The following is a 24,347-nucleotide window of genomic DNA, read 5'->3' as shown; positions in this document are numbered from 1 at the left end:
TATGTACGTGATGGCTTAATTTTTGTGGCGCAGTTAAACCTTGAGATTTGTCGCGGACGGTGGCATAAGGTGCTCATCGTGAAGACCGAGTGGGCTATCGCGGACTCCAAATCCGGGCTGGACCACTAAAGCGCCACTGGTGATGCGGGGCGGCGTGAGGTTTCGTAGCGAAGAGAGTGGGGGTTCAAACCTATTCCCGGGGGGCGGCTTCCATCCCCGCCCCCTTCCTTTCTGATGAGGCGATTATGGCAAAGACGCGTACCATCCTAGCTCGCCATCTGGAGGCGAGGGCTAAGATATGGCCAGACATCACGAACCAGATGCTCTGGGACCGCACCGAGCGGGACGGCTTTGCGACGGTGCCCCGCGCGATGCCGCTCATCATGAGCATCATGGACGATATGTCGGGGAAAGGCTTTCCAGTCGGACAGACCTTCTTTGAAATGTGGTGCCGCCTCTATGATGAAATGTTCCTTACGCTGAACCGTCCCGAGGAAATGGCCTTCTTTGCAGGTTTTTCCGGGCAGCGGGCGGGAAGGACATGGCGTGACCGCGTTAAGCGACTGGCAGACCTAGGTTTCATTGACGTGAAATCAGGACCGCTGGGGGATCTCTCATATGCCATTTTCCTCAATCCCTATCATGTGATCAAGCGAGCCTATCTCAAGGGTGATGTGTTCGAGGACAAGTATCGTGCACTCGTGTTTCGCATGAACGAAATCGGCGCTACCGATCTCGATGACATTGATGATGAAGGTAACATGATTCTGCCTCCAGACGAGGAGGAGGAAGCAGAACCGAAACCCAAGCCCAAATTAAAGATCGCTGGCGGTCGAAGGAAACGTGCACTCAAGCTTTAGCCTGTGGCGCTAATCTCCTTCTCTATTGCGACTTGACGGTGATAGGGCGCCATGAAGTCCTCAGGCATACGCGCACCGATTTGATTAAGCATGCCGCGCGCCAAATAGTGCACAGCGCCAGCCTCTTCGTCGGCCGTCAGCAGGCCATTAAAGAATGTTGCGTAGGTGGCGAAGATCACGTCTACCGCATCGTTGCGAGCATGTTTGGCCTTCCGTGTCACAGCGCCCTTCTGCACAAGCCGCATCATGTAGACGAGATAGGTCAAAGTGTGGCGGAAGAGGAAGTGATCGACGAGATTCTTGTTGTTCGGCCACCTCGGTTTGTCGGGGTGGGCCGCAAAGGAGTTCGCGGTCAGGCGGTCAACCAGCTCGAGAAATTTGGTGCCAGTCTCAGGTTTCCATTGCTCGTTTCTGCGCATTCGCTGCAGTTCGGCATCGGTGAAATGCGCACTGAATTCTGAAATAGAAAGGTGCATGTCCCCGGCCTTGGCAAGCATCGACTTCATATGATCGGCAGCCCATTTGCCTCGTTTCAATAGTTGAGACTGAACCGATCGATCTCCCGCCGCCGCGCGATCGAGCAGGCCGGAGAAGTCTGCGATAGCCTTCGTCTCGGTCTTGGACACTAGACGCTTGCCTATGCCCGGAGTGCGCGGTTCGACGAGCGCAGCTGCTCGGGTGCCCTTCAAGGCGAGTATTTGGCGGGGAAAATCTCGAAGAACGGTCCATGACGCCTGGATCGAGAGGAGGCTATCGCCCCCAAATGCCTCCATCGCCGCATAATCCGTCAAGACAGCCATATTGTCGGCAGAGGCCGATAGGAGGCCGCGCAGCTCTTCGCTCTGCATCTGGTTGCTGTCGACTACGATCCGCATGGGGTGCGGCATAGCGCAGCATAGCGGCCGGATCGATAGCCTTGGCTTCCGTCATCCGCCACGCCATTCTAAAGAGCGCGGGATCTGCTGGGCGCACTCTGGCCTCGCGGGCTCGGCCAGGGGTCGCGCTGATGTTGGGCCGCGCGGCGCACTCGGCTCGCGTTCCTTGCGGAGCGGCGGCTAGGCACTGACGCGCATCGCACGCCGCCCCGCTGCGGGCACGCCAAGAGCGCGATTATATTTGGCGCCCTGCGGGCGGTACTTGCTTCGGAGGCAATCTGCTCCGAGTATCTGGTTCCGGAGGGGGAAGAGGTCATGCAGATTTCTAAACTGGAGATCAGCAATTTTCGCGGCATCAGCGACGGTTGCGTTCGGTTTACTGACCACACAGTGTTGGTAGGCCCCAATAACTGTGGGAAAACGACTGTCATCGAAGCGCTCGCGTTGCTGTTCGGACGCGAGCGGATGGTCCGCCAGTTGACCGAGCATGATTTCCATGGGAGCGACCCGGCGGCAGCTGATCGGATAGGGCTGGTGGCTACGATCACAGGGTTTGAAGACGACGATCCCGCACATCACCTAGATTGGTTCCGCGACGACCGCGGCGTCGTTAAATGGCTTGATCCATTGACGGGGAATGTGGCGCCTGTGCGCGGCGATTTAAGTTGGAAACTTGCATGTCAGGTCGCTTTTTCAGCACGATTCCATAGGCCCAGCCTAGAGGTCGAAACCCTCCGCTATTTCTACGATGACCAAGCCATGGGTGATGTCTTCGTCGAGGAAGCTGCTACCCTTTTTCCCGCCCGGCTCATTCGAGAGATGGGCTTCTTTCTTGTGCCAGCGAGCCGTACTTGGGATCGAACAATTTCCTTTGGTTCGGAGTTGTTTCGCAAAGTCATAGCAGCCGGGGGCGGTCAGCCCTCGGAATCCGTCCTCACCGAGCGCGATCGGTTGCGGACGCCGGATGACCGACTTGAGCAGGATGAGCGCCTGGCACCGATTGTCGGGCGTCTCGACGAGGAGCTTCGCGGTTTCTTTCGGAGTGCTCCGACTCTCCATCTCCGGGTCACGGCGACCGACAGCGAAGGACTTCTCGACGCGGTAATGCCTCATTATGCGCACAACGGAGCGCCACTGGCCCTACCTGCAAAGCGGCATGGCAGCGGCTTGCTATCGCTTCAGCACCTGCTGCTGCTGCTCCAGTTCGGCCGCCTTCGTGACGAGGCAGGCGAGGGCTTTTGGATGGCGCTCGAAGAACCTGAACTTCATGTGCCTCCGGCGCTGCAGAGACGCCTCGTGAGACGAATTCAGGCGTTGTCCAGCCAGACTTTCATTTCGACGCATTCGCCCATGGTGGCCGCCTTGGCCGATCCCTGCGGCGTTTCGGTCCTAAGGAATGATGACGGCATTCTATCATCCGTTCCGCTGCTTGCTTCAGCTTTGCCGCCGAACACGCCAAACAGCATTCGGAAACTGTATCAAGTGAACCGCATGGAAACGATCGGCGCGATTATGCACGATTTCGTGCTCGTCCCTGAGGGGCGCACCGATTTCGAGTGGCTCGGCTTGCTCGTTCGGAGCGTCGATCTAAAGCAAGGCTGGGACGACGATCAGGAATGTCGCTTCGACTCTCTTTTCGGCGTGATCCCGACCCACGATGGCGCGGTCAGTGCGACGGTGTCTGCGATCTCCGCTCTTCACCCGCGCGTCATAGCGCTCGTCGATGGAGACGCTGAAGGAGTTGGCTACGCCAATGCTCTCGTCGGGGATAATGCACCAAACTCGGGTATTATTTATCGATGGCACGACGGTGCCGCACTCGAAGATGCGATTGGATGGATCGTCGAGGCCGATGCCGACGCCTGTTTGGCGGCGATGCAACTTGATCCGGTGCCCGCTGACGTGCCGAGCTTGGTCGCCCGGCTCAAATCGGAAAACCGTCCAACCGGAGGGCTGAAAAAGGACAGCTCGGCTTATGAGGAAATTGCCGACGCGATCGGTGCAAACGATGCGTGCCGCGCACGTGCGCGCGAACTTCTGAATGCCATCGCAGCAATTGCATTGGGGGAAGTGACGCCGCGCTTCGCCGCGGATCCGGCCTCGCCGGCTATTAGGATATTCCAGCCTTGACCGTACGTGCCGTCCAAGGCGGCGCCGGATGCGGTAAGACGCATCGGCTGATGGCCATGCTCGCGGAAACGCTGGAAGCCAAACCGCTTGTTGACGGACAGCGCGTTCTAGCACTTACATTCATGCACGGCGCGCGCCGACGTCTGTCTGATCGCTTGCGATCAGTGCCCGGTCTAGACGGAAGACGTGAATGCACTACGATCGATGGCTTTGCTTGGCGTATTTCTCGTCGGTGGCGCGGGCTGGCGAACTCTCTGGGGCTTCCACCTGTCACCGAGGAACAGTTCAACGCGGTCTGCGATACGGCGGGCGCGCTACTCGAACAGCCCGTGGTCGCGAAATGGGTTGCGTCGAGCTTTCCGATCATATTGGTCGACGAGGGTCAGGACCTTGGGCCTGAACGATTGCGAATGCTGGTTGCCATATCGCAATCGGTCGAACTGCTCGCCGCCGCAGACGAGTTTCAATGTCTCGACCAAACATTGCGACCAAACCCCTTTGTCGCATGGCTGGGGAATGTCTGCGAGCCAGAAGGTCTGGTCCATGTTCACCGAACCAACCGGCCCGGCTTATTGACCGCCGCAACAGCTATTCGTGCGGGAAATGCTCCGGCAAATGGCCAAGGATTCAAAATTCTGACCGGTGCGGGTGACCCGCTGGCAGCAACGATGCTCGCGAACGCTATTGCTTGGCGACAGGGCGACGACGTTGCCGTGATCACGCCGGCCGTTCAGGGCGGGTACGCCCAGCGTGCCGTGATCCGCGTGGGACAGGGGGCCATCGGACAGCATGGAAATGGTCCTTTTTCAATCCGTTGGGAGGGAACGGATCATGAAATGGCCGGATCTATCGTTGCAGCTCTCAACCTGCCCGACGTCGCTGACGCAGTCACCACTCTTCAAGCACTTGGCGAGCTACCACCGTCGGGACCGGCACGGGCGGCCGTTCACTGGGTAAGGAAACAGGTCGATGCGTGCGGCCGTGTCGCATTCAGCCGCGCCGACGTTGAACGGGTTATATCTCGAAGCGTTACGTTTCAGCGCCAACACGGGCATTCGCAATCACACGACTTCGTGGCCATGACCGTCCAGCAAGCCAAGAACCGCGAATTCGACGGTGTAGTCGTATTCTGGCCTTATCAGGTTGGGGGAGATGCTGAGCAAAAGCGACGCCTGCTGTACAACGCGGTCACGCGGGCCAAGCGATGGTGCAATGTCATTGTCCAGTCGCCAAATATCCTGAACGGGCCACCTTTCACCTGACCTTGTCGACCTATCGGCATCAGTATTGGTCAGACCCTTGATGGCTTCTCTAGCCTTTCGAAACATTCGCAAGGCGCCCGCGTTCCACCGTCGCTCCCGCATCAGGGCTGGCAGCACTCTGCTTCTCCACCGTGCAGAAGCGAAAAATGCTGAGCGCCTCCGAATTACGGGCGCGTCTTGGCATCTGAAGGCGCCGGTCAGCGCAGGCCGCGGAAGGTGACTGACCAGCGCGGCTGGTCCATCGCCGCAATACTATGTTCCCACTCGTCGCGGACCTCGCCGGCGAGATGATAGATCGACCGCGGCGCGAGCCCGGCGCTCGCGCGCTCGAACCGTTCGCCCCGGCGCCGGCGGAAGCGCATCGTCGCGGGTGCGCCGAGCGAGACGCCGATCACATGCTCGAACACCGGCCGGTCCTTGTGCCAGCCGATCCCCGCGCCGGCACCATATTCGATCAGCAGAACTTGCTCCAAAGCGCGGGGATCGAGACCGCCAAAGCGTGCGGCGCGGGCACGCAGCGGTTCAATCCAGTCCGGGATGGGGTCGCCGGGCGCGAAGCGCCCGGTCTGGAAATCATAGGTCCAGCCGAACGAGCGCGTGAGCCTCTTGCCTTCCCATTGCTGGAACTGGAACGGGGTGAGCCGCGCGGCTTCGATGCGGGCAATCAGCTCAGCCTCTTCCGCGTCGGTGATGACACCGTCGCAATAGACGAGGCCGGGAAGCAAGGTTTGGCCGAATAGATCGGCTTGGGGAGCCTGGCGCGGCGCCCGCGCGGCGCCGGCGCGTGTCACAGCGCGAGCGCGGCTTGCGTTCGCAGCGGCTCGACGAACAGCGTGTGGCGTGGCGGCTCCGCGAATAATTCTTCGTTTGGGAGTGTTCCGTCGAGCCAGTGCATCACATTGCGCCGCTCGATGATCACGCCGTGGCGCGACTGATAGGGGATCACATCGGCGCCGGCCGGAATCGTGAGGATGCGGTAGGACAGTGGCCAGTCCGCGAGCGGCGGGTCCCAGACTGCGGCGAGATAGAAGAAATTGCCGCTATCGAGCGTCACCCGGTAGCGATGGTCGCCGGTGCCCATGCGGAACTCCGACGCCGGGATCAGGCAGCGGTGGTTCGGGAAGGCGCGGCCTTCGGCGCGAACGAAGCGATAATTGATGCCGTCGGAGAAACGCGGATCGGAACCCCACACCGCATTGACCATTTCGACTTCGGTCATATCGTCGGGATTGCGGCGGACAAGCGCCGTCACGCCGCCGCTCGGGGCCTCGGAATCAAAGGGTGCTGGCGTGGCCGTCATGATCGGAACATAATGGGAACGACAGTGAGTCGCAAGGGCCAGGGGACGACCGCGGATGTGCAATGATTACAGGCTGGAAGTCGATATCGCCTCGATCACCGAGGATTTCGAGGACCTCAAGATCAGGATCGACATGCCCGAGGGCGCGCCGAACGTCCCTGCGCGCGAAGATGTCCGCATAACCGATATGGCCCCGATCGTCCGCAGCACGGATGGGGGGGGCATGGGCGACTTGGTGAACCGGCGGTGGAGCTGGCCCGGGCCCAGCGGCAAGCCGGTCTATAATTTCCGCTCGGAAGGGCGTGATTTTACATCGCACCGCTGTCTGGTGCTCTGTGACGGCTTCTACGAATTCACCGATCCCGCCGACAAGGCGCAGAAGCGCCTCGATAAGTGGCTGTTCACAATGAAGGAGCATCGCTGGTTCTGCATGGCCGGCATCTGGCGCGAGTATGACGGCGGCGAAGCCTTCACCTTGCTCACCATGGATGCCGGTCCCGATGTCGCGCTTTACCATCATCGCCAGATCATCCCGCTTGCGCGCGACCAATGGGCGGCATGGCTCGACCCGCGCGTCCCCGCATCCGATGTCCTCAAATGGCTGCCCGAAAGGAGCCTCGAGCCGACCCAGGTCTTCGGCAAGCCGCCCGCGCAGGGCGCGTTGGCGCTGTGACCGAAGACTATGACCTCGATCGTTTCGTCGACGCACAGGCGCAGGCCTGGCCGCGCGCCCTCGACGAGATCCGGCGCGGCCGGAAGCGCTCGCACTGGATGTGGTATATATTTCCGCAGCTCGCGGGGCTTGGGCGGAGCGCGATGTCGCAGCGTTACGCCATCGTGGATGCGGACGAAGCGCGCGCCTATCTGGCGCATCCACTTCTCGGCCCCCGCTATGTCGAATGCGTAGAGGCACTGCAGGATCTGGCCGGCAGCGACCCGGTGGCCATATTCGGCGACGTCGATGCCATGAAGCTCCGCTCGTCGCTGACCCTGTTCGAAGCTGCCGGTGGCACGTCGCTGTTGGCGGCGGCGCTTCATCGCTGGTTCGGGGGGCAACGCGATGAGCGCACGATGAAGCTGCTGGCCGTCCCGGACCCCGGCTGAACATTGCTCACCAGACCGAGGGGGACGGATGGAGTTCAACAATCGCGAAATTGCGACGCTGGTCTGGAGCGGAATTCTGATCGCGGCGCTATTCTTCAATGCGCCCGTCCGGTCCGCGTTTCGCGCGATGCTGAGGGCGATGGCCCATCGTGCGATATTGATGATTTTCGCGGCGGCTACAATCTACGTCGCGGCCTGCGTGGCATTCCTGTCCTGGTGGGGCATCTGGACGTCTGACAATCTCAAATCGACGGTCGCATGGTCACTGGCGTTCGTTCCTGCGACGCTCTTCAATGTGAATCGCATCGACGACGACCGCACCTATTTTGGTCGAACAATCAGAAGCACGCTCGATTTGACCGGCTTGCTGGTCTTCATCGGGGGGCTTCAAAGTTTCAGCCTTCCGGTCGAACTGGCGATCGTTCCGATCATGACCTTTCTGGCGCTCGTCCACCATGTCAGCGAGCGCGACGCGGCGCACGCACCGACCGCGCGGTGTCTCGGAACATTCCTTCTCATCGTTGGTCTCGTTGTGCTGGGCTACAGCATTTATGCGACTGTCATCGAATGGCCGAAGTTCGACGTGCGGCAGAATGTCAGCGAACTCCTTGTCCCGATCTTGCTGTCGCTCCTCTTTCTCCCCTTCCTCTACGGTGTTTCGGTCCTCATCGTTTACGATCGGAACTTTGCGAACATCTCTTTTGCTCTGCGCGATAAGGGCTTGGCGCGCTTTGCGCGGCAGCGCGCCTTCTTTGCATTTCGAGGCGATCTCGATCTCCTCAAGCGATGGCGGCATATCATCGTGCAACGCCGGCCAACGGATCGGTTAGGCGTCGTCCAAGCGATTGCTCAGGCAAGGCGCGAGCAGGAGCGCGCCGTGCGGCGACCATATGTCGATCCCGCCGATGGTTGGTCGCCCTATGAGGCGATGGAATTTCTGGCGTCCGAAGGCTTCGCTCTACCTGCCTATCTCTGGTACTTCGACCGGTATCGCGCGAGCGCCGTTCATAAATTCGGCGACGCGCCGCTTGCGAATCACGCGACCTATTATGTGGAAGGCGACGAGGCGCGGGCTACCCTTCTCACGCTCGATCTTTGGATGTGGGGGGCGGAAAATAAGGAAAGCGACGAACAACGTTTGGCCGAACTCATAGCTCTGCTGATGCACCGCGCCGTCGGGCCGGAGGCCGTTGCAGCCTTTCGCGGTGCGCTCGACGAGAAGGAGAATGGCGTCTCGCTCGAATGGAACGGATATATCTTCCGGATCGAGAGCGACGAACCTGGTCCGTCGGGCCAATTTTCCGTGAGCTTCACGATCGCCCACCCTGCGGAGCCGGGGCTGGCTTCAGCCGACGAGACTCTTCAAGACTAGCAAACGAGTCGCCCCGACGGTCACTATTCTCCGCAGCTCTAGAACGGTGGATTTGCGGCGAGCGCGACCAGCGGACTGTCGATCTGCTACAGAGATAGGAAATGGCCCGGCACCTGTATGGGCCAGTCGCACGTGCCGATGGGAGGGATCATGGCGCTGGAACTCGATATTGCGTGGATCGGCCTTGGCGGAGTTGTCGTCGGCGGGCTGATTTCGGGGCTGACAACTTGGCTCGTTCAACTCGGCGAACGAAGGAAGTACCGGCGCGAGCGATCTTGGGACCTGCGCCGCGAGGCCTATACGGGAATCATCGGCAGCCTTGACCGGGCGCGCGCGATCCTTGCCTATATCGACAAGGGCTATGACGAGGATCCGCACGGCTTCGACGGAAGCGAACATGAACTGCGGGCCAGCAAGCAGATGATCGAGCAGATGCAGGCCGCACGCTTCGCCTATCATGCGCAGCGGCTGATTCTGTCCCAAGCTTTCATTGCGCGGTACGAAACTTATCTCGCTGACATGGACGCTGTGCAGGAAGCGAATCTCGATCCACCTGAAAAAGCGCATCAGGCAACGACCGCGATTGCCGATGCAGTTCTCGCTCTTGAAACTCTGGCCGCTACCGAAATGGGTTTTGACTTCGAATAAGCCTTCATAATCCGTGGCTTCGGCCGCGACCGGCTGAGCATCGTTTCTGCCAGCTTGACGATCATCCCGACTCAATGGAACATAAAGGGAACAATTGAGTCGATATCAGCATGACCGCACCGCCTTTTTCACAGCCCCGGCCGAGTGCCGAAGAGCTTCAAGCGCTTCGCGAGACCGTGTCGCGCGTCGAGGCAGCGCGTGGTCCGGTGCTGCCTTTTAGTGTCCGGCCGCTCGATCGTCTCCTTGCCGGCGGCGGGCTCGATGGCGCGGGCCTGCACGAGGTTGCGGCCGCCTCGGCAAGCTGGAGCGACGATGCGGCGGCGACGCTGTTTACGGCCGGGATCGCCGCGCGCTTCGCGGCGGCGCCGGGTGTGTCCACGCTCTGGGCGCTGACGCGTTTCGATCTTTACGCGCCGGGGCTCGAACAGGCCGGGCTCGGGCCGGACCGCATCCTCTACGCTGAGGGCCAGAATGACCGTGAGCTTCTCGCCATGTGCGAGGACGCGCTGCGCGATGGCTCGCTTGCCTGCGTCGTCGCCGAGGTGAAGGCCGCCGACCAGACCGCGACGCGGCGGCTGCAGCTCGCCGCGACCGAAGGCAAAACGCCGATGCTGCTCTACCGCCGCTACCGGCGCTACGGCCAATGTCCGCTCACCGACCTTTCGCTCGCTTGCACCCGCTGGCGGGTGGGCAGCCTCGCGTCGGGCCCGTTGTCGATGCCGGGCGTCGGGCGCGGGCGCTGGTCGGTCGAACTTGTCCGGCAGCGCGGCGGGCCGCCCTTTTCTCTCGAACTGGAGGCGTGCGATGACCAGGGTCGCCTCGCTCTTCCTGCCGCAACTCGCCATCGAGCGCTTGCGGCAGGCGGCGCCGATCTCGCACTCGGGCACGCGGCCTGAACCTGCGCGGCTCGCACCGCGCCTCCCCGAACCCGTCGATGACAATCCCGGCTCCTGCTCGGTGCCGCGCGGCGGCGGCTGGCGACCTGGCGCGCGCTGGGCGCAAGACGCGCGGCCTGATCGAACCGCGATCGACGCGTTGCCCGCGCATCAGCGACCGCCGATGCGCGAGCTCGGACGCCGCAGCGAGCCGGCCGCGCCGGTCTTTCGCCTCGCTCGCGTCGATGATGGAAGCCCGGCGTCCGGCGCCGCGCAGCCGGTGCCGGCACGCTGGGGCACACGGCCCACCATCCTGATTGCCCGGGCCGGCCAGCGCGATATCGTGACTGCCGCCTGCCCGCTTGCGCTCGATCTCGGCCTCGCGCCCGGCATGGCCGCGGCGCATGCGCGTGCGCTTTTCACCGATCTCGACGTGCTTGAGGCCGAGCCTGACGCTGATCGGGCCTGGCTCGACCGGCTCGCCTTGCATGCCGTGCGCCACTGGACGCCGACTGCCGCCGTGTCGGAAAGCGACGGGCTCTGGCTCGATCTCACCGGCACCACCCATCTCTTCGGCGGCGAGGAGCGCTTCGCGGCGCGGCTGATTTCCTTCATGCGGCGCGTCGGCGTCACCGCGCGCGTCGCGATCGCCGGCACGCCGGGCGCCGCACACGCGCTCGCGCGCTTCGGCGGCAGCGCGGCTCTGATCTTGCCGGAAGGACGGGAGGCGGAGGCGCTGGGCGAGTTGCCGCTGCGCGCGCTTCGTCTCGCACCCGAGGCGCTGGCCTCGGCGGCGCGCTTCGGGATTGAGCGGATCGCCGATCTTTATGCCATGCCGCGTGGCCCGCTCGCACGGCGTCTCGGGCGCGGTGCGGTCGAGCGGCTCGACCAGGCGCGCGGCTTTTTGCCCGAGCCGATCGTGCCCGTTGTGCCGTTCGAGACGCCCCTCGTGTCGCGGCGCCTCATCGAGTCGATCGCGACCGCCGAGGCGATCGAACAAGTGATCACCGATCTGGTCGCCGATCTGGTCGCCGATCTCGAAAGGCGCGGGCTGGGGGTACGTGCTGCGGTCCTCCGCTGCGAGCGGGTCGATGCGCGCGAGCAACTGGTCGCGATCGGCACGGCGCGCGCGACACGCGATGCGAAGCATTTGCTCCGCCTGTTCAAGCTGCGTATCGACAGGATCGAGCCGGGGCTCGGGATCGAGGCGATGGCGCTCGCGGCCCCGCAGGTCGAGGAGCTCGCGCCCGAGGCGATTATCTCCGCGCTCGATGCCAGGCCGCCTGCGCCCGATATCGCGCCGCTCGTCGACCAGCTCGCGGGGCGCGCCGGCGCGGCGGCGCTGTTCAGGCTCGAGGGGCGCGAAAGCGACGTGCCGGAGCGCGCGATCGGACGGGCCGGCCCGCTTGCCCAGCCCACCGGCTGGCCCGCCTGGCCCCGACCCATCCGCTTGCTCGCGCGGCCCGAAGCGCTCTCCGACGTCGTTGCGCTGCTTCCCGATCACCCGCCGCGTCGCTTTGCATGGCGCGGGCGGAGCTATCATGTCGTTGCGGGCGACGGACCCGAGCGCATCCATGGCGAATGGTGGCGAACGACCCGCGAAATGTGGGCGGTGCGCGACTATTTCCGGGTCGAGACCGAGAATGGCGAGCGCTTCTGGCTCTTTCGGCGCGGCGACGCGATCCACGACAATACCGGCGATTTGAGCTGGTATATGCACGGCGTATTCGGATGACGACCCCCGCCACAACCTATGTCGAGCTTCAGGTCACCAGCCATTTCTCCTTCCTGCGCGGCGCCTCGGCGCCCGAAGAATTGTTCGCCGCCGCAGCGCTGATGGGACATTCAGCGCTCGGACTATGCGACCGCGGCAGCGTTGCGGGAATGGTGCGCGGCCTCTCGGGTCAGGAGGCGACCGGCGTCCGGCTGATCCCGGGCGCACGCGTCGATCTGCGCGATGGCCGGTCCTTGCTGCTCTATCCCAAAGACCGAGCCGCCTGGTCGCGGCTGACACGGCTGCTCTCGCTCGGCAAGGCGCGTGGCGGCAAGGGCAATTGCTGGCTCGATTGGTCCGATGTTGCAGCATGGGCCGAGGGCTTGGTCGCGGTATTACTTCCGGATACCGCCAGCAAGCGGTTGCGCCTCGACGTCGGCGAACTGCGAGACCTGTTCGGACCCGATGCCTATCTTGCCTTGTCGTTTCGCCGCCGGCCCGGCGACTTCGCGCGGCTGCGCGCGCTCGATACGCTCGCCCGCGGCGCGGGCATACGCAGCGTAGCGATGGGCGACATTCTCTATCATGCCCCGGAGCGCCGGCCGCTGCAGGACGTGCTGACCGCGATCCGCGAAAAGACGACGGTCGATGCGCTCGGCTTCAAGCGCGAGCGCTTCATGGACCGCGCCCTGAAATCGCCCGCAGAGATGGAACGACGTTTCGCTCTATTCCCCGATGCGATTGCGGCAACCGCCGATATCGCATCGGCGTGCCGCTTCGACCTCGGCGAGATCCGCTACCAATATCCCTATGAGGAGGTGATGGCAGGACGCACCGCGCAGGAGGCCTTGGCTGCACTGACCGAAGAAGGCGCTGCGCGCATGTTCCCGGGTGGCGTTCCGCCTGCATATCGCAAGCAGATCGATCATGAGCTGCGCCTGATCGGCGAGCTTGGCTATGCGCCCTACTTCCTGACCGTGAATTCGATCGTCGCCGAGAGTCGGCGACGAGGCATTCTCTGCCAGGGACGCGGGTCGGCGGCGAACAGCTGCGTCTGTTTCCTGCTCGGCGTCACCTCGATCGATCCGATCAAGCATGAACTGCTCTTCGAACGTTTCGTGTCGGGCGAGCGAAAGGAGCCACCCGACATCGACGTCGACTTCGAGCACGAGCGGCGCGAGGAAATTATCCAGTGGATCTATGAGACCTACGGGCGCCACCGATCTGCGCTGACCGCAGTGGTCACCCGCTACCGGACACGCGGCGCGGTTGCGGAGGTCGGCAAGGCGCTCGGCCTACCGCGCGACCTTACCAAGATGCTCACCGGCCTCGTCTGGGGCTGGTCGGTCGACGGCATTCCCGACGAGCAGATCGCGAGCCTCAATCTCAACGCCGACGATCACCGGCTGCGGCTAACGCTCGATCTCGCCCAACAGCTGATCGGCACGCCGCGGCACCTGTCGCAGCATCCCGGCGGTTTCGTGCTGACTGAAGAGCGATTGGACGATCTCGTGCCGATCGAGCCCGCGCGGATGGAGGACCGGCAGATCATCGAATGGGACAAGGACGATATCGACGTCCTGAAGTTTATGAAGGTCGATGTGTTGGGGCTGGGGATGCTCGGCTGCATGAACCGCGCCTTCAATCTGCTGCGCGAGCATAAGGGTGTCGACGTCGGCATGGCCGATCTGCAGGACGACGATCCGGCCGTCTATGGCATGATCCAGAAGGCCGACACCTTGGGCGTCTTCCAGATCGAAAGCCGCGCGCAGATGTCGATGCTGCCGCGCATGAAGCCCAAATGCTTTTACGATCTGGTAATCGAGGTGGCGATCGTGCGTCCGGGTCCGATCCAGGGCGACATGGTGCATCCCTATCTCCGGCGCCGCGAGGGAAAGGAGAAACCGGAATACCCGCGGCCCGAGCTTCGCGCCGTGCTCGAAAAGACGCTTGGCGTTCCGCTCTTTCAGGAGCAGGCGATGAAGGTCGCGATCGTCGGCGCGGGTTTCACACCCGCCGAGGCCGACCAACTCCGCCGCGCGATGGCGACCTTCAAGCTCACCGGCGGGGTATCGCACTTCTTTGACAAGCTCGTCGGCGGCATGGTTGCGCGCGGCTATCCTCGGGACTTCGCCGAGCGGACCTTCAAGCAGATCGAGGGGTTCGGGAGCTATGGCTTTCCCGAGAGCCATGCCGCGTCTTTCGCCAAGATCGCCTACGCCTCCTGCTGGATGAAACATCATCATCCCGATGTCTTCTGCGCCGCGCTACTTAACGCCCAGCCAATGGGCTTCTACGCGCCCGCCCAGATCGTTCGGGACGCGCGCAATCATGGCGTCGAGGTGCGCCCGGTCTCGATCAACGACAGCCACTGGGATTGCACGCTGGAAGAGAGTGATGGACACTATCGCGCCGTGCGCCTTGGCTTTCGGCAGGTGCGGTCGCTAGCCAATATCCACGGCGCCGCGATCGTCGGGGCAAGGGGCGATCTTCCTTATAATAGCGTCGAGGATGTCTGGCGCCGCGCCGGCGTGCCGCGCGCGGCGATCGAGCGGATCGCCGAGGCCGACGGCTTTGCCTGCCTGTCGGAAGACCGGCGGCAGGGCCTCTGGAAGGTCCGCGGGCTCGGCGAAGCACCGCTGCCGCTGTTCGCGGCAGCTGACGCCCGCGAGGCGAGCTTCTCTCCCGAGGGACTCGAACCCGCGACGGCGCTGCGGCCGATGACCGAGGGACGCGAGGTAGTGGAGGATTATCGCACGCTGCAGCTGTCGCTACGCGCGCATCCCCTGAGTTTCCTGCGCGAGGAACTCGAAGCGATGGGGATCGTCCGGTGCGCCGATCTCGCGGCGACCCGCGACGGGCGGAATATCGAGGTGGCGGGCGTCATCCTCGTGCGCCAGCGCCCCGGGTCCGCGAAAGGCGTGCTCTTCATTACGATCGAGGATGAGACGGGGATCGCCAATGGAATTCTCTGGCCCGATCGTTTCGATATCTACCGGCGACAGGTCATGTCGGCCTCGATGATCGCGATGCGCGGACGGCTCCAGAAGGAAGGCGAGGTCATTCATATCATCTGCGACCGGATCGTCGACCACGATGCGATGCTTCGCTCTATCGCGCAGGGCGATGTTTCAATTGCGCACGGGCGAGGAGATGGGGCGCGAAACGGCGGCGGACCGGATTCGCGCGATGCGCCCCTGCGCATCCGCAGCCATGATTTTTGCTAGGAGATATGGAGCGGCGAACCGTCGTCCCGGCCAGCCAGTAAATTCGGCCTAGCGGCGACCCCGGCAATCAGACTATCCGGACCCTATGACCGACATCAGTCTCGACAAACTGCTCGATATCTCGCGCGCCCATCCGGCAACAGACCAGGAAAAGCGCGAACAGGAAATCAGCTTCGTCATCGGCAATGAGAATATCTCAGGCCATGCGATTCACCGGGGGACCGTCACCATCGCGATGCCCCGCGTCTCCCGGGAGGTTCGCGGTAGCGTTATAGTCGGTGAGGACAAGCCGTCGCTTCCCGAAGAGATTGGCGGGCTGGCGCGCCAATATCGTTTCATTCAGAACTTGGCGGAACGCCGCGCGGCAGGTGAAGAAGTGCCCATAACGCCCGACCTTGTGTGCCAACTCCACGCGGTGCTCGGCAGCGGACGGAACCCGGCGTTTGGCGCCTATCGGACTGTCGACGTCGAGATGCTCGGCAGCGAACATCGCCCCGTGCCGCCGGACGAAGTGGCGGCTGCCGTGCAAGCGCTCTGCGACGATCTGGCCGCTAGCTGGTCAGATGTCGAAGCGATCGCTCTCTCTGCCTATGCGCTCTGGCGGCTGAACTGGATCCATCCGTTCATCGACGCAAACGGGCGTACAGCCCGGGCCCTTTGCTACCTCATTCTCAATTTGAAATTCGAGATGCTGCTTCCCGGTACGCCAATACTCGTTGAGCAGCTCAAGGAGCGGCGCGAAGACTTCTTCGACACGCTGACGACCGCCGATCTGAGCTATCAGCGAACCGGCGAGGCCAACCTAGCACCGCTAGGCAACCTGATCGAGGAACTGCTATTCCGCCAACTACGGAGCTTGCCGGCCCTCTCCGAAAGGGAGGAAGATCAACTCGCCAAAATTGTTGCTCGTCGCATTGAACCGCTGCCTCCGGCAGTCCGGCAACAGCTTTTCGGAGGGGTCGACATCGCGTTTCGGTCATGGTCGATCGGTGACTATTTCCTTCTGTATGTGACGTCGGCCGCAGCGCTGGTCGAAGCAGAGACGCTGACGTCGCGCTTCGGCCAGCCATTCCCGGGACTACTAGCGATGCCGGGTGAACGCGCTACGGTTAGTCTGCGGGCTTCCGAACGCGGGACGATCGCCCGGCCGCGGACGTTCGAGGTGCGTGACGGCGCAGCCTTGTGGCTGGAGCCCAATGGCGCCGTCACTCTCGAACAGCCCTCGGTCGCGTTGCAACGGCAATATGGACTGCCGATCAACTGGTCGCTGAGCGGAACACTATATGTCGTTCGCAAAGGTGACGATCTGACCGAGTTCTGGGCCAACGATATAATCGACATGCTCGTATCGCGGCACATACAGGGAGCGCACTGACATGGCGCTCGATGCTGCGGAATTTGCTGCCTTCGAGGCATTGGTGCGAGGCAACGCCAGACGCGAACTAGAATGCCGACCCTATCTCGAGCACGCCGAAAACCTGCTGATCCGGCAAACCCTTCTCAGCACAGTGAGATTCATTGAGGTCCGCAGTTTCGCCGGAGATGCCGACTTAGTCGTCGCCGCCGACGTGTTGACCGATACTGGTGACGTTGAACGGGTCGCCTACTTCTGGGAACTGAAAGCGCCACAATGCTTCCTGTTCGAATATGACGAGAACAAAAATCGCTGTCGACCGACCCCCGATTTCGTAAAGGCCGAAAATCAGCTTCTCCACTATCTCGACGAGGCAGTCGGCAGCGACAGCGCTCGCACGCGGTTCGGGGTGATGGACCGCAAAAATATTCGTCCCGGCGGGATAATTATCGGCTCCAAAGACAGGATCTTGCGCTCGCCGGCACGGGCGAGCGACGTAGAGTTGGCTCAATCGGCGCTAAAGATGCGCACCGATCGCCTCTATTATTCTCAAGGTATCCGGGTCCTTCACTGGGACCGGGTTCTGGATTGGGTTCGCCCGACGAACATAATATGATGCCAAGCGCCGCGTTGGGAAGGCAACGTGACACGCTTTCCATACGGGTGGCCTTCGAGGGGCTGATCGCTGGCATGTGACTTGTCTCCGGGGATAGCACAGCACGACGCCGCTGGTTGCGCTATGTGACCCATACTGAGCACTCGGCGGTCGCCGGTCCATGGCGCCGTTCGAAGCGGAGCAGGCAGCGCGAAACAAGGAGCACCCCTTTGTCCCTCGACGGCCCCGCACCGCCGTAACGAATACGCTGGCCGGTGGCAGAATCCTCTTTGCTCGAATCCCTCCCGCTGTTTTCGCCGCGATGCGGGTCTCGCTCCGCCTAGTGCCGTCAACCCCCTGTGGGGGTTTGCCCTCGCGTGCCGCTCGGTGACGGCGGCTTGCGGCCCCTCCTTCTGGCGACATCGGGGAAGGTCCCCGAACAACCAAGGAGACTTCAAATGTCAAGCATCGCAAATCTCACCGTCAAGGATGACGGCAGCTTCGAAGGCACGCTTGCGACCCTCATGGTCACCGCGCCGATCGCAATCGTCCCGAACGGACGCAAGGTGAAAGACGCCGAACCCGATTACCGAGTCATCAGTCGCAAGAATGGCTACGAACTCGGCGCTGGCTGGGTGAAAACTTCGCAGACAGGCACCGAATATGTTTCGGTGTCGCTCTCGGCCCCCGAGCTCGGTCAGATCTTCTGCAACATCGCGAACGCGCCGGGCGACGACGCAACTAGAAAGGTCCTGATCTGGAACCCCCCGAGCTGACCCGGTGGGAACCGGGTCCGCCCACCGGGTGGGCCCGGCGCCGGAAATTGCAGATGTCCAACGATCGCGCGAACGGGTATTCAGCATTCATGCCCAAGCTAGCCGATGCCGTGAGAATGTACGCACCCGAGCGGTGGGGCCAAGTCGACAGGTTTCGCACCTTATGGCCGACAACCTATAAATTCCGGGCGCGTGAGCAGCGCGTGCTCGCCGGCGTGGAAAACCATTTCCACAAGGCCCTGACACTCCTTTCGATCAGCGAGAATCTTTTACCTGCGCTCGACGGCGACGAGGCGGAGCTCGAAGAACAGGGCTTCACGCCGGCCAACAATGCTCGCAATCTGGCTGCCGTCCTCGAGGGCGTGATAACCGAGCTCTATTCGGTCATCGATTGCACGGCCGAGATGCTGCACATCATTTACGGACCAACCACGACGCGATTCCGAAAGTCGACCCGGGGCCTTTTCAAGGATGTCGACAAGTTCACAGGGTCATTCCCCGAGCGGCTGAAGATCCTTATCAGGGCCGCTGACTGGTACGGCGAGCTTCGCAACATTCGCGACGAGCTGACGCACCGGGACGTCGGTAGTTGTTCGACCGACAATGACACCGGACTGGTCCGATATTTCCACTCCAGCTTCTGGAATGGTGAGCGGACGGAACCGATCGAAGACATCTTTGGCTGGCTGCGCGACAAGCGTGACGCTGTGAATGTTTTCATAGGAACCGTGTTCCACGAGCTGAACAGCACCATCGTCGCTGGGAGTGTCACCCAAATGTGCGGGATGACAAAGGGACGAATGCTGATGCGGCTGCTTGATGCAGCGCAGCCGATCGATTTCCACAATGGCACCTGCCTCTCCGCGAACTGGTTCGAAGAGGAAGGAGAATTTCGATGTCCGTTCGCAGATGGCTGCGGGGCCTACCAACGAAAGGCGACGCTGGAGCAACTTCAAGCGGCATTCCCGTCGGGCTGAGATAAGTCACGTTGCTAAGGTCGGCCTCCGGCCTGCACCCCGAGACTATTCGCTGTGCCCTCGCCATCCTCTGCCGTCCTCTGCCGCCATACTGATCCGTTGATACCAAGGTAGCATTTCGAAGAGATCTGCGTGGAACGGGTATGGCTTGCAGCTGGTTTTGGGGGCATCAAAATCAGAATGGAGCGAAGAGAAAATCCATCCTTTCGGCTTGCTTGCCAGGTCATCGAGAGCGCCCAGAAGCGATTCCTCGGTTGCAGTCTTCAGGACAGTCTCCAACTCATGGATCGAACAAAAGGCAATGGGCCTGCGATCCTCGGCCAGAATATCGCCATTGGCATCTGCACGGGCATGCGCCTCGGCGATCACGCGATCGAGGGCGGCGCTGCGGGCCGCGAACCACTCGTCGAGAGCCAGCACCAGTCCTATCGCCTTTGGCGATGCCGAGCGTCCCGTCAGGCCGCGCCGACAATCCGAGAAGAAGCGCCAAGCTTGGTACACGCCACTGATGATCTCATCATAATCTTTCTCGACATTCGGCTTTTCCCCAAAACGGACCTCGGCGCCCATCCACCTCGCCTTACACTCGATAGCGAGCAGGACATTGCCTAACCCGTCGAAGAGGATGATGTCGGACGTATCCCTATGGTTGCGGCCGACTTTGTATCGCCATTCCGGCTCGAAGCGCGCTTCTGGAAGCATTTTCGATAGCAGCGAGAGCGAATAGGCTTCGAAGTGCTTTCCGCAGTCATTCCTCACCGAACCGGTTCCCCCGACAATGTCGAAGAATAGGCCCGCCGTCAGGCGATAAGCAATAAGGTCTGGAATCGGCGCGATCATTCGATTTCGCTTCCTTCCGAAGACGACGCACGGGTAACGGCGCAATATGCTCGGTCGGTACGCGGTCTGCTGTTCGGGTTGCCGCAACCGGCTCGCTTTAGCACGAATGTCGTCGATGGGTAACGAGATGCGCGACAATACCTTCTGGAAACTCGCGATCGGTAGCCCAAAATGCGCGAGCTCGCTTAAATCGCCCATCGGCGCGCACTCAGGCGCATCGACGTACATCGCCATCAGCGCATATCCGGTGAAAGTAAGGTCGTTGATATTGAGGCCGTAGGTGTCCGCCAGATGTTGAGCGCAGGCTCCCTGGCCATAGATGAACGCACTACGATACAAATCCGGGACGTTGAAGAAGCCGCGTTGCCAGTCAAACTGACGGGCGGCGATGCGGCCCATTTCGACGTACATGCTGGTCACATGGCGGCGTGCACCATATTCGGCATTCTCTATGTTGCGTAGCAGGTTCACAATATCCGCCAGCGACCGCCAGCTCCGACAATTGAACGTTCGATAGAAATCATGCTTCGGGATCGTCAGGAGCTCGTTGGCGAGAGTGTCGAGTTCCCACGGATATATCGACCGCTTCGAGAACATCTTTCCGGGCTCGAGATCTTTCGGGACATCCCACAGCAGCGCGCCATCTACATTTGCGTCGCCACTTTGAATAGCATTCACGCTCCAGACCGCCCGAAGGACCTTCTCGTCGTCCGCGAGCGAGAGCTGCGCACGAAATGCCTTTATCCAGCGAGCCAAATCGGAAGCGTCACCGCCCATGGTCAATCTTGGAACTAGGCATTTTCATTGAAGTCCATCGCCTGCTTCAAATCCTCGGACCGGTACCCCCTTTATCGGCAGACGATCGAAGATTTCACCAGTGTCACTTTTAGCAACAAGCAATCATGGGCCGCGCGTAGCTTCTCATCCATCATCAGGGCTATCTCTCGGAGGCGGAAACGAGCCTGATTACAGTGGGCATGCAAGCAGGTCTTGTCTAGCCGGAAGGAGGGGCCGTTCGCAGAATGGCACCGGCGGAAGCGAAACTATCCTTCGCTCGAATAGCCGCTGATCCTTGGACCGGGGCGATGCCTCCTTCAATCAACCCGCGAGGGGTCCCTGCGCTGCGCTTTGGGCCTCCGCTTCGCTGCGGTGATTGCGGCCCGTCCCCGTCCGGCGGGGCGACTGTCGAGCGGGAAGGTCCCGCTCCCGGACAGGAGCCTCGATATGCCGCTTTCCACCGCCCAATCGCTCGGCTGGAATCTCGCCCGCACGATGATGACGGTCATCGTCCTGATCGAAACCGCCCAGGGATATTCCGTGATGCCGCTCGATGAGTTCGACGGCGATCCGAGCTGCATCGTCTGCGAATATGACCCCTTCAGTCGCTGACATCGGCGAAAAACCCCCAAGGTGGTTCCAGTTACGGTTCCGCCTCCGGGGCGCCGCTGCTATGATCGGACAGCAGAATGCGCTGTGGTGGTGGTGGCGAGCGCGTCCGACGGGAGGGCGCTTTTGACCTTTATGATCATCCTCGGCGGCGCAGCCGCCCTCTATTTCATTTGGCTCCTGTTCCGGCTCGCCACCTATGCGCTGCCGATCTATTCGGCGGTTGGCGCTGGCCTTTTTGTTCACACGCAAGGCTATGGAACCACCGCGATGCTGTTCGCCGGCTTCGCTACCGGCCTGATCGTCCTTCTGACGGGGCAGGCGGTCTTTGCATCGGCCAAGTCACCTCTCCTCCGTTTCCTCGTCCTCCTATTGTTCGCCGTGCCCGCGGGATTTGCAGGATATCAGGCCATGACGGGGCTGCTCGGGCTACTGATCGACGTCGGTGTCTGGGCAAACTGGCTGGCGGTCGCCGGCGGACTTGGCACTGCCTCCGCGGCATAGCGCGGTCTCGCAGGCACCGCCCCGGCATCGGGAGCATCGGCACCAGACTCGCAGTCCAACAAGTTCAACTCTTCGACGCCGCAGGCCTAGGCTGTATCGACATTCAGGGATTCCCAAGAGCGTTGGTGTCTGATTCATGAGTTTCCGCAGATTGCGGAGGTATCATGGGTATCAAGCGGTACGAGTTGAGCGAGGCGCAGTGGGTTCGGATCGCGCCGATGCTGCCCGGCAAGGCATCTGATCCTGGCCGCACAGCATTGGATAACCGCCTGTTTGTGAACGGTGTTTTGTGGGTTTTGCGGTCGGGTGCGCGCTGGTCGGACCTGCCGGAGCGCTATGGCAAGTACAAGACTGTTCACAAGCGCTTCACCCGCTGGGCCGCTGCCGGGGTGTGGGAAGGCATCTTCACCTCGCTCGCCCGCGATCGGGACAATGAGTATCTGATGATCGACAGCTCGATCGTGCGCGCCCATGCCCAAGCGGCGACGGGTCAAAAAGGGGGCTCGGCGACCAGGCTCTGGGGCGCTCCCGAGGAGGACTGACCTCCAAATGGCATATCGCGGTCGATACCTTCGGACGACCGGTGCGCTTCATCCTGACCGGCGGCCATGTCAGCGATGCCAAGCTCGCGATCCCGTTGCTGACCGGTCTCGACGCTCGCCATGTCCTCGCCGACAAGGCTTATGACAGCCACGCCATCCTCGACCATGTCGAAACCAGCCGCGCTCGGCCCGTCATCCCCCAGCGCGTCTGCATGCCACGCCGACGCGATTTCGACCCTGCCATCTACAGGCTTCGCAACCGGATCGAGCGCACCATCGGCAAGCTCAAACAGCTACGCCGCGTCGCCACGCGATACGACCGCCTCCCACACAACTACCTCGCAACTCTATACCTCGCCGCCATCGCCTTCTGGTGCTGAATGTCGATTCAACCTAGGCTTCATTTCCTTCCCGTTCCGGCAATCCTTTCCCCTTCGTCTCGCACCAACACGGCCTCTCGACATGCGCGATCTGACAGCAAACCGCTGACGCTGGCCGGCTTGCCGCAACGGCGCGCCTTCGACTTTCTTCCCCCGGCGTGCCGCCGTTCCTCGCGAGCCAAGAAAGCCGGATCGCGCCGTCCTCCGCTGCGCTGCGGGCCCTGCGGGCTGCGGCGCCGTCCCCTTGCTGCCCACCGATGCGCATCGAGGCCGCGCTGGTGCGGCTCGAGCCCAAGGAAAGGACAGCATCATGACCAAGATCGGCAGCTTCACGAAGACCGCCTCCGGCGAATATCAGGGCGAGATCATCACCCTTTCGGTGCAGGCGAAAAAGGTTCGCATCGTCCCCGACGCCAATGCCAGCGGCAACGCGCCGAGCCACCGCGTTTTCATCGGCGAAGCGGAAGTTGGCGCCGCTTGGCCGAAATCCACCCAGGATGACCGCCCCTATCTCTCGGTCAAGCTCGACGACCCGACCTTCACCGGTCCGATCTTCGCACAGCTCTTCGCCGGCGAGGGCGAGGCGCATGATCTCGTGTGGAACCGCCCGACCCGGCGCGGCAACTGACCGGCAGGCCATCGCCGCCCGGACCTGCCGGGCGGCGATAGTCCCAATTTGAGGCCTTTTCCCGACGAAATCGGGAAGCGATGGGCTAAGTATCGGTGCTTTATGCGCCGATAACCAGAAGCAGGGTCGCTGAGGAAATCGGCAAAATGCCTTTTCTTTGCACTCACTTGGCTTCTGGAGGTGCGCATGCAACCCACACTCGACTGGCGGTCCCCGGATTTTCCGAAGATATTCGAACTATATGATCGCGCCGACTTCGCGCAGGAATTCCTGCGCCGTAATCCGCGCTACCGCGCCGCCTATCGCGCCGGCACGGCACCGGGCCGGTCTCGTGCCGCGCTTCGCCGGCTCGCCCGCCACTGGGGGTTGGTTTTTCGCCGTTGATCCCGATGCGCCTGCCGAACGGGCGCCAGCCCTTTGGCGCCCCGAACTCTGCCCGTCGATCGCCATAGCAGCGCCGGCTCCGTCGAGCCTCCGGGGTCTCCCCTTGGCAGACATCTGCGCTTCGGACGGCATTGTCGCCGAATGGCTAGCTCATCGCGAGTGGCATCTTGTCCTCGCGATCGGCGGCCGGCGATACCGCCTTTCCATCGCTGATTGCCTGGGAAACGAGGCGCTCGCTTATGTGGTGCCCGCCGATGATCATGTCGCTGCGCGGCAAGCGGCGACCGGGGCGCTCCACGACTGGATCGCATCGCGCACCGTTTCGGTCCCGCCGGGCCAGCCCGGCACAACCGAGCGCTGGCGGCTGGTGCAGTGGCTGCGGCTGCTCGACGCGCTCGACGAGAAGATAAGCTCGCGCGACCTCGCGGCAGCCCTCATCCTCCCTGACGCCCGCTCCTATTCCGCTGCCGAGTGGGACACATCCAGCGAGCGCCGCCGTATCGCGCGCTGGCAGCGCGGCGCGATCGCGATGCGCGACGGCGGCTATCTCACCCTGCTCGCGGGCGGCTGATCGGGACATTCCGCAGCCCGTCACTTTGTCCGTTCCCGGATCA

At 62.2% G+C, this 24,347-nt stretch carries 24 protein-coding genes; 20 read left to right on the top strand and 4 right to left on the bottom strand.

Features of this window, described 5'->3' with window-relative positions; translation table 11 throughout:
* Positions 1-245 precede the first annotated feature (245 nt).
* Positions 246-860 (top strand): hypothetical protein, encoded by a 615-nt coding sequence (locus EAO27_RS18970; RefSeq protein ID WP_242773592.1) that lies wholly within the window; start codon positions 246-248, stop codon positions 858-860.
* Here EAO27_RS18970 and EAO27_RS18965 read toward each other — a convergent pair.
* A complete protein-coding gene (locus EAO27_RS18965; RefSeq protein WP_242773589.1) occupies positions 857-1,735 on the bottom strand; it encodes a hypothetical protein in 879 nt (292 codons plus the stop codon). The genes EAO27_RS18970 and EAO27_RS18965 overlap by 4 nt on opposite strands.
* A 315-nt stretch (positions 1,736-2,050) precedes the next feature.
* On the opposite strand from EAO27_RS18965, the gene EAO27_RS18960 reads away from it, so the two are divergent.
* On the top strand, positions 2,051-3,865 hold the full coding sequence (locus EAO27_RS18960; RefSeq protein WP_242773586.1) for an AAA family ATPase: 1,815 nt from the start codon (positions 2,051-2,053) through the stop codon (positions 3,863-3,865).
* Entirely contained in the window at positions 3,862-5,127 is a 1,266-nt protein-coding gene (locus EAO27_RS18955; protein ID WP_242773583.1) for an ATP-dependent helicase, read from the top strand. The genes EAO27_RS18960 and EAO27_RS18955 overlap by 4 nt, the downstream gene beginning before the upstream one ends.
* 197 nt (positions 5,128-5,324) lie before the next feature.
* Here the strand turns inward: EAO27_RS18955 and EAO27_RS18950 are convergent, their stop codons facing one another.
* Positions 5,325-5,852, bottom strand: coding sequence for an alpha-ketoglutarate-dependent dioxygenase AlkB (locus EAO27_RS18950; protein WP_242773580.1), 528 nt, complete (start codon positions 5,850-5,852; stop codon positions 5,325-5,327).
* Positions 5,853-5,914: 62 nt separating this feature from the next.
* The gene (locus tag EAO27_RS18945; RefSeq protein WP_242773577.1) at positions 5,915-6,427 is read right to left on the bottom strand and encodes an SOS response-associated peptidase family protein; all 513 of its coding nucleotides are present in this window, start codon (positions 6,425-6,427) and stop codon (positions 5,915-5,917) included.
* A gap of 55 nt (positions 6,428-6,482) precedes the next feature.
* On the opposite strand from EAO27_RS18945, the gene EAO27_RS18940 reads away from it, so the two are divergent.
* From EAO27_RS18940 to EAO27_RS18890, 11 genes are all read left to right on the top strand, one after another.
* The gene (locus tag EAO27_RS18940; RefSeq protein ID WP_242773574.1) at positions 6,483-7,100 is read left to right on the top strand and encodes an SOS response-associated peptidase; all 618 of its coding nucleotides are present in this window, start codon (positions 6,483-6,485) and stop codon (positions 7,098-7,100) included.
* A complete protein-coding gene (locus EAO27_RS18935; protein WP_242773571.1) occupies positions 7,097-7,531 on the top strand; it encodes a DUF1810 domain-containing protein in 435 nt (144 codons plus the stop codon). Before EAO27_RS18940 ends, EAO27_RS18935 begins: the two co-directional genes overlap by 4 nt.
* 28 nt (positions 7,532-7,559) lie before the next feature.
* Positions 7,560-8,903 carry a hypothetical protein gene (locus EAO27_RS18930; protein WP_242773568.1) on the top strand — a complete coding sequence of 448 codons (1,344 nt, stop codon included), beginning with the start codon at positions 7,560-7,562 and terminating at the stop codon, positions 8,901-8,903.
* 150 nt (positions 8,904-9,053) lie between these two features.
* Entirely contained in the window at positions 9,054-9,551 is a 498-nt protein-coding gene (locus tag EAO27_RS18925; protein ID WP_242773560.1) for a hypothetical protein, read from the top strand.
* A gap of 110 nt (positions 9,552-9,661) precedes the next feature.
* The gene (locus EAO27_RS18920) at positions 9,662-10,447 is read left to right on the top strand and encodes a protein ImuA (RefSeq protein WP_242773557.1); all 786 of its coding nucleotides are present in this window, start codon (positions 9,662-9,664) and stop codon (positions 10,445-10,447) included.
* Positions 10,356-12,161: a DUF6504 family protein gene (locus EAO27_RS18915; protein WP_347567096.1), complete on the top strand. Its 1,806-nt coding sequence runs from the start codon at positions 10,356-10,358 to the stop codon at positions 12,159-12,161. Before EAO27_RS18920 ends, EAO27_RS18915 begins: the two co-directional genes overlap by 92 nt.
* Positions 12,158-15,367: an error-prone DNA polymerase gene (locus tag EAO27_RS18910; protein ID WP_242773554.1), complete on the top strand. Its 3,210-nt coding sequence runs from the start codon at positions 12,158-12,160 to the stop codon at positions 15,365-15,367. The genes EAO27_RS18915 and EAO27_RS18910 overlap by 4 nt, the downstream gene beginning before the upstream one ends.
* An 85-nt stretch (positions 15,368-15,452) precedes the next feature.
* Complete coding sequence (locus EAO27_RS18905; protein WP_242773551.1) at positions 15,453-16,742, top strand: Fic family protein; 1,290 nt, start codon at positions 15,453-15,455, stop codon at positions 16,740-16,742.
* A gap of 1 nt (position 16,743) precedes the next feature.
* On the top strand, positions 16,744-17,337 hold the full coding sequence (locus EAO27_RS18900) for a Shedu anti-phage system protein SduA domain-containing protein (RefSeq protein WP_242773548.1): 594 nt from the start codon (positions 16,744-16,746) through the stop codon (positions 17,335-17,337).
* 437 nt (positions 17,338-17,774) lie between these two features.
* Positions 17,775-18,092, top strand: coding sequence for a DUF736 family protein (locus EAO27_RS18895; protein ID WP_242773545.1), 318 nt, complete (start codon positions 17,775-17,777; stop codon positions 18,090-18,092).
* A 53-nt stretch (positions 18,093-18,145) separates the two neighbouring features.
* Positions 18,146-19,069: a hypothetical protein gene (locus EAO27_RS18890; RefSeq protein ID WP_242773542.1), complete on the top strand. Its 924-nt coding sequence runs from the start codon at positions 18,146-18,148 to the stop codon at positions 19,067-19,069.
* Positions 19,070-19,114: 45 nt separating this feature from the next.
* Here the strand turns inward: EAO27_RS18890 and EAO27_RS18885 are convergent, their stop codons facing one another.
* Positions 19,115-20,692: a hypothetical protein gene (locus tag EAO27_RS18885; RefSeq protein ID WP_242773539.1), complete on the bottom strand. Its 1,578-nt coding sequence runs from the start codon at positions 20,690-20,692 to the stop codon at positions 19,115-19,117.
* A gap of 441 nt (positions 20,693-21,133) precedes the next feature.
* On the opposite strand from EAO27_RS18885, the gene EAO27_RS18880 reads away from it, so the two are divergent.
* The 6 genes from EAO27_RS18880 to EAO27_RS18855 all read left to right on the top strand — a co-directional run bounded on the left by EAO27_RS18880 (position 21,134) and on the right by EAO27_RS18855 (position 24,304).
* Positions 21,134-21,298, top strand: coding sequence for a hypothetical protein (locus EAO27_RS18880; protein WP_242773537.1), 165 nt, complete (start codon positions 21,134-21,136; stop codon positions 21,296-21,298).
* 132 nt (positions 21,299-21,430) lie between these two features.
* On the top strand, positions 21,431-21,799 hold the full coding sequence (locus EAO27_RS18875) for a hypothetical protein (protein ID WP_242773535.1): 369 nt from the start codon (positions 21,431-21,433) through the stop codon (positions 21,797-21,799).
* 170 nt (positions 21,800-21,969) lie between these two features.
* Positions 21,970-22,721 (top strand): IS5 family transposase gene (locus EAO27_RS18870; RefSeq protein WP_242780416.1). Its coding sequence is split into 2 segments (ribosomal slippage): positions 21,970-22,309 and positions 22,309-22,721, totalling 753 coding nucleotides; the frame shifts between segments, so codons are not numbered across the junction.
* Positions 22,722-23,031: 310 nt separating this feature from the next.
* Positions 23,032-23,349 (top strand): DUF736 family protein, encoded by a 318-nt coding sequence (locus EAO27_RS18865; RefSeq protein ID WP_242773533.1) that lies wholly within the window; start codon positions 23,032-23,034, stop codon positions 23,347-23,349.
* Between the two features lie 186 nt (positions 23,350-23,535).
* Positions 23,536-23,733 (top strand): DUF6499 domain-containing protein, encoded by a 198-nt coding sequence (locus tag EAO27_RS18860; protein ID WP_242773531.1) that lies wholly within the window; start codon positions 23,536-23,538, stop codon positions 23,731-23,733.
* 103 nt (positions 23,734-23,836) lie between these two features.
* The gene (locus tag EAO27_RS18855) at positions 23,837-24,304 is read left to right on the top strand and encodes a DUF2285 domain-containing protein (protein ID WP_242773528.1); all 468 of its coding nucleotides are present in this window, start codon (positions 23,837-23,839) and stop codon (positions 24,302-24,304) included.
* Positions 24,305-24,347 lie beyond the last annotated feature (43 nt).

The organism is Sphingopyxis sp. YF1 (assembly GCF_022701295.1).
Classification (GTDB): domain Bacteria; phylum Pseudomonadota; class Alphaproteobacteria; order Sphingomonadales; family Sphingomonadaceae; genus Sphingopyxis.
The sequence above is the reverse complement of the archived record's forward strand: the minus strand, read 5'-3'. Positions and strand labels throughout refer to the sequence as shown.

What these genes read in the sequence shown, in the direction of transcription:
- EAO27_RS18970 (WP_242773592.1), top strand. Translation starts at nt 246, where the DNA reads ATGGCAAAGACGCGTACCATCCTAGCTCGCCATCTGGAGGCGAGGGCT.
- EAO27_RS18965 (WP_242773589.1), bottom strand. Translation starts at nt 1,735, where the DNA reads ATGCGGATCGTAGTCGACAGCAACCAGATGCAGAGCGAAGAGCTGCGC.
- EAO27_RS18960 (WP_242773586.1), top strand. Translation starts at nt 2,051, where the DNA reads ATGCAGATTTCTAAACTGGAGATCAGCAATTTTCGCGGCATCAGCGAC.
- EAO27_RS18945 (WP_242773577.1), bottom strand. Translation starts at nt 6,427, where the DNA reads ATGACGGCCACGCCAGCACCCTTTGATTCCGAGGCCCCGAGCGGCGGC.
- EAO27_RS18940 (WP_242773574.1), top strand. Translation starts at nt 6,483, where the DNA reads ATGTGCAATGATTACAGGCTGGAAGTCGATATCGCCTCGATCACCGAG.
- EAO27_RS18930 (WP_242773568.1), top strand. Translation starts at nt 7,560, where the DNA reads ATGGAGTTCAACAATCGCGAAATTGCGACGCTGGTCTGGAGCGGAATT.
- EAO27_RS18925 (WP_242773560.1), top strand. Translation starts at nt 9,054, where the DNA reads ATGGCGCTGGAACTCGATATTGCGTGGATCGGCCTTGGCGGAGTTGTC.
- EAO27_RS18920 (WP_242773557.1), top strand. Translation starts at nt 9,662, where the DNA reads ATGACCGCACCGCCTTTTTCACAGCCCCGGCCGAGTGCCGAAGAGCTT.
- EAO27_RS18915 (WP_347567096.1), top strand. Translation starts at nt 10,356, where the DNA reads ATGACCAGGGTCGCCTCGCTCTTCCTGCCGCAACTCGCCATCGAGCGC.
- EAO27_RS18910 (WP_242773554.1), top strand. Translation starts at nt 12,158, where the DNA reads ATGACGACCCCCGCCACAACCTATGTCGAGCTTCAGGTCACCAGCCAT.
- EAO27_RS18905 (WP_242773551.1), top strand. Translation starts at nt 15,453, where the DNA reads ATGACCGACATCAGTCTCGACAAACTGCTCGATATCTCGCGCGCCCAT.
- EAO27_RS18900 (WP_242773548.1), top strand. Translation starts at nt 16,744, where the DNA reads ATGGCGCTCGATGCTGCGGAATTTGCTGCCTTCGAGGCATTGGTGCGA.
- EAO27_RS18895 (WP_242773545.1), top strand. Translation starts at nt 17,775, where the DNA reads ATGTCAAGCATCGCAAATCTCACCGTCAAGGATGACGGCAGCTTCGAA.
- EAO27_RS18890 (WP_242773542.1), top strand. Translation starts at nt 18,146, where the DNA reads ATGTCCAACGATCGCGCGAACGGGTATTCAGCATTCATGCCCAAGCTA.
- EAO27_RS18880 (WP_242773537.1), top strand. Translation starts at nt 21,134, where the DNA reads ATGCCGCTTTCCACCGCCCAATCGCTCGGCTGGAATCTCGCCCGCACG.
- EAO27_RS18875 (WP_242773535.1), top strand. Translation starts at nt 21,431, where the DNA reads ATGATCATCCTCGGCGGCGCAGCCGCCCTCTATTTCATTTGGCTCCTG.
- EAO27_RS18865 (WP_242773533.1), top strand. Translation starts at nt 23,032, where the DNA reads ATGACCAAGATCGGCAGCTTCACGAAGACCGCCTCCGGCGAATATCAG.
- EAO27_RS18860 (WP_242773531.1), top strand. Translation starts at nt 23,536, where the DNA reads ATGCAACCCACACTCGACTGGCGGTCCCCGGATTTTCCGAAGATATTC.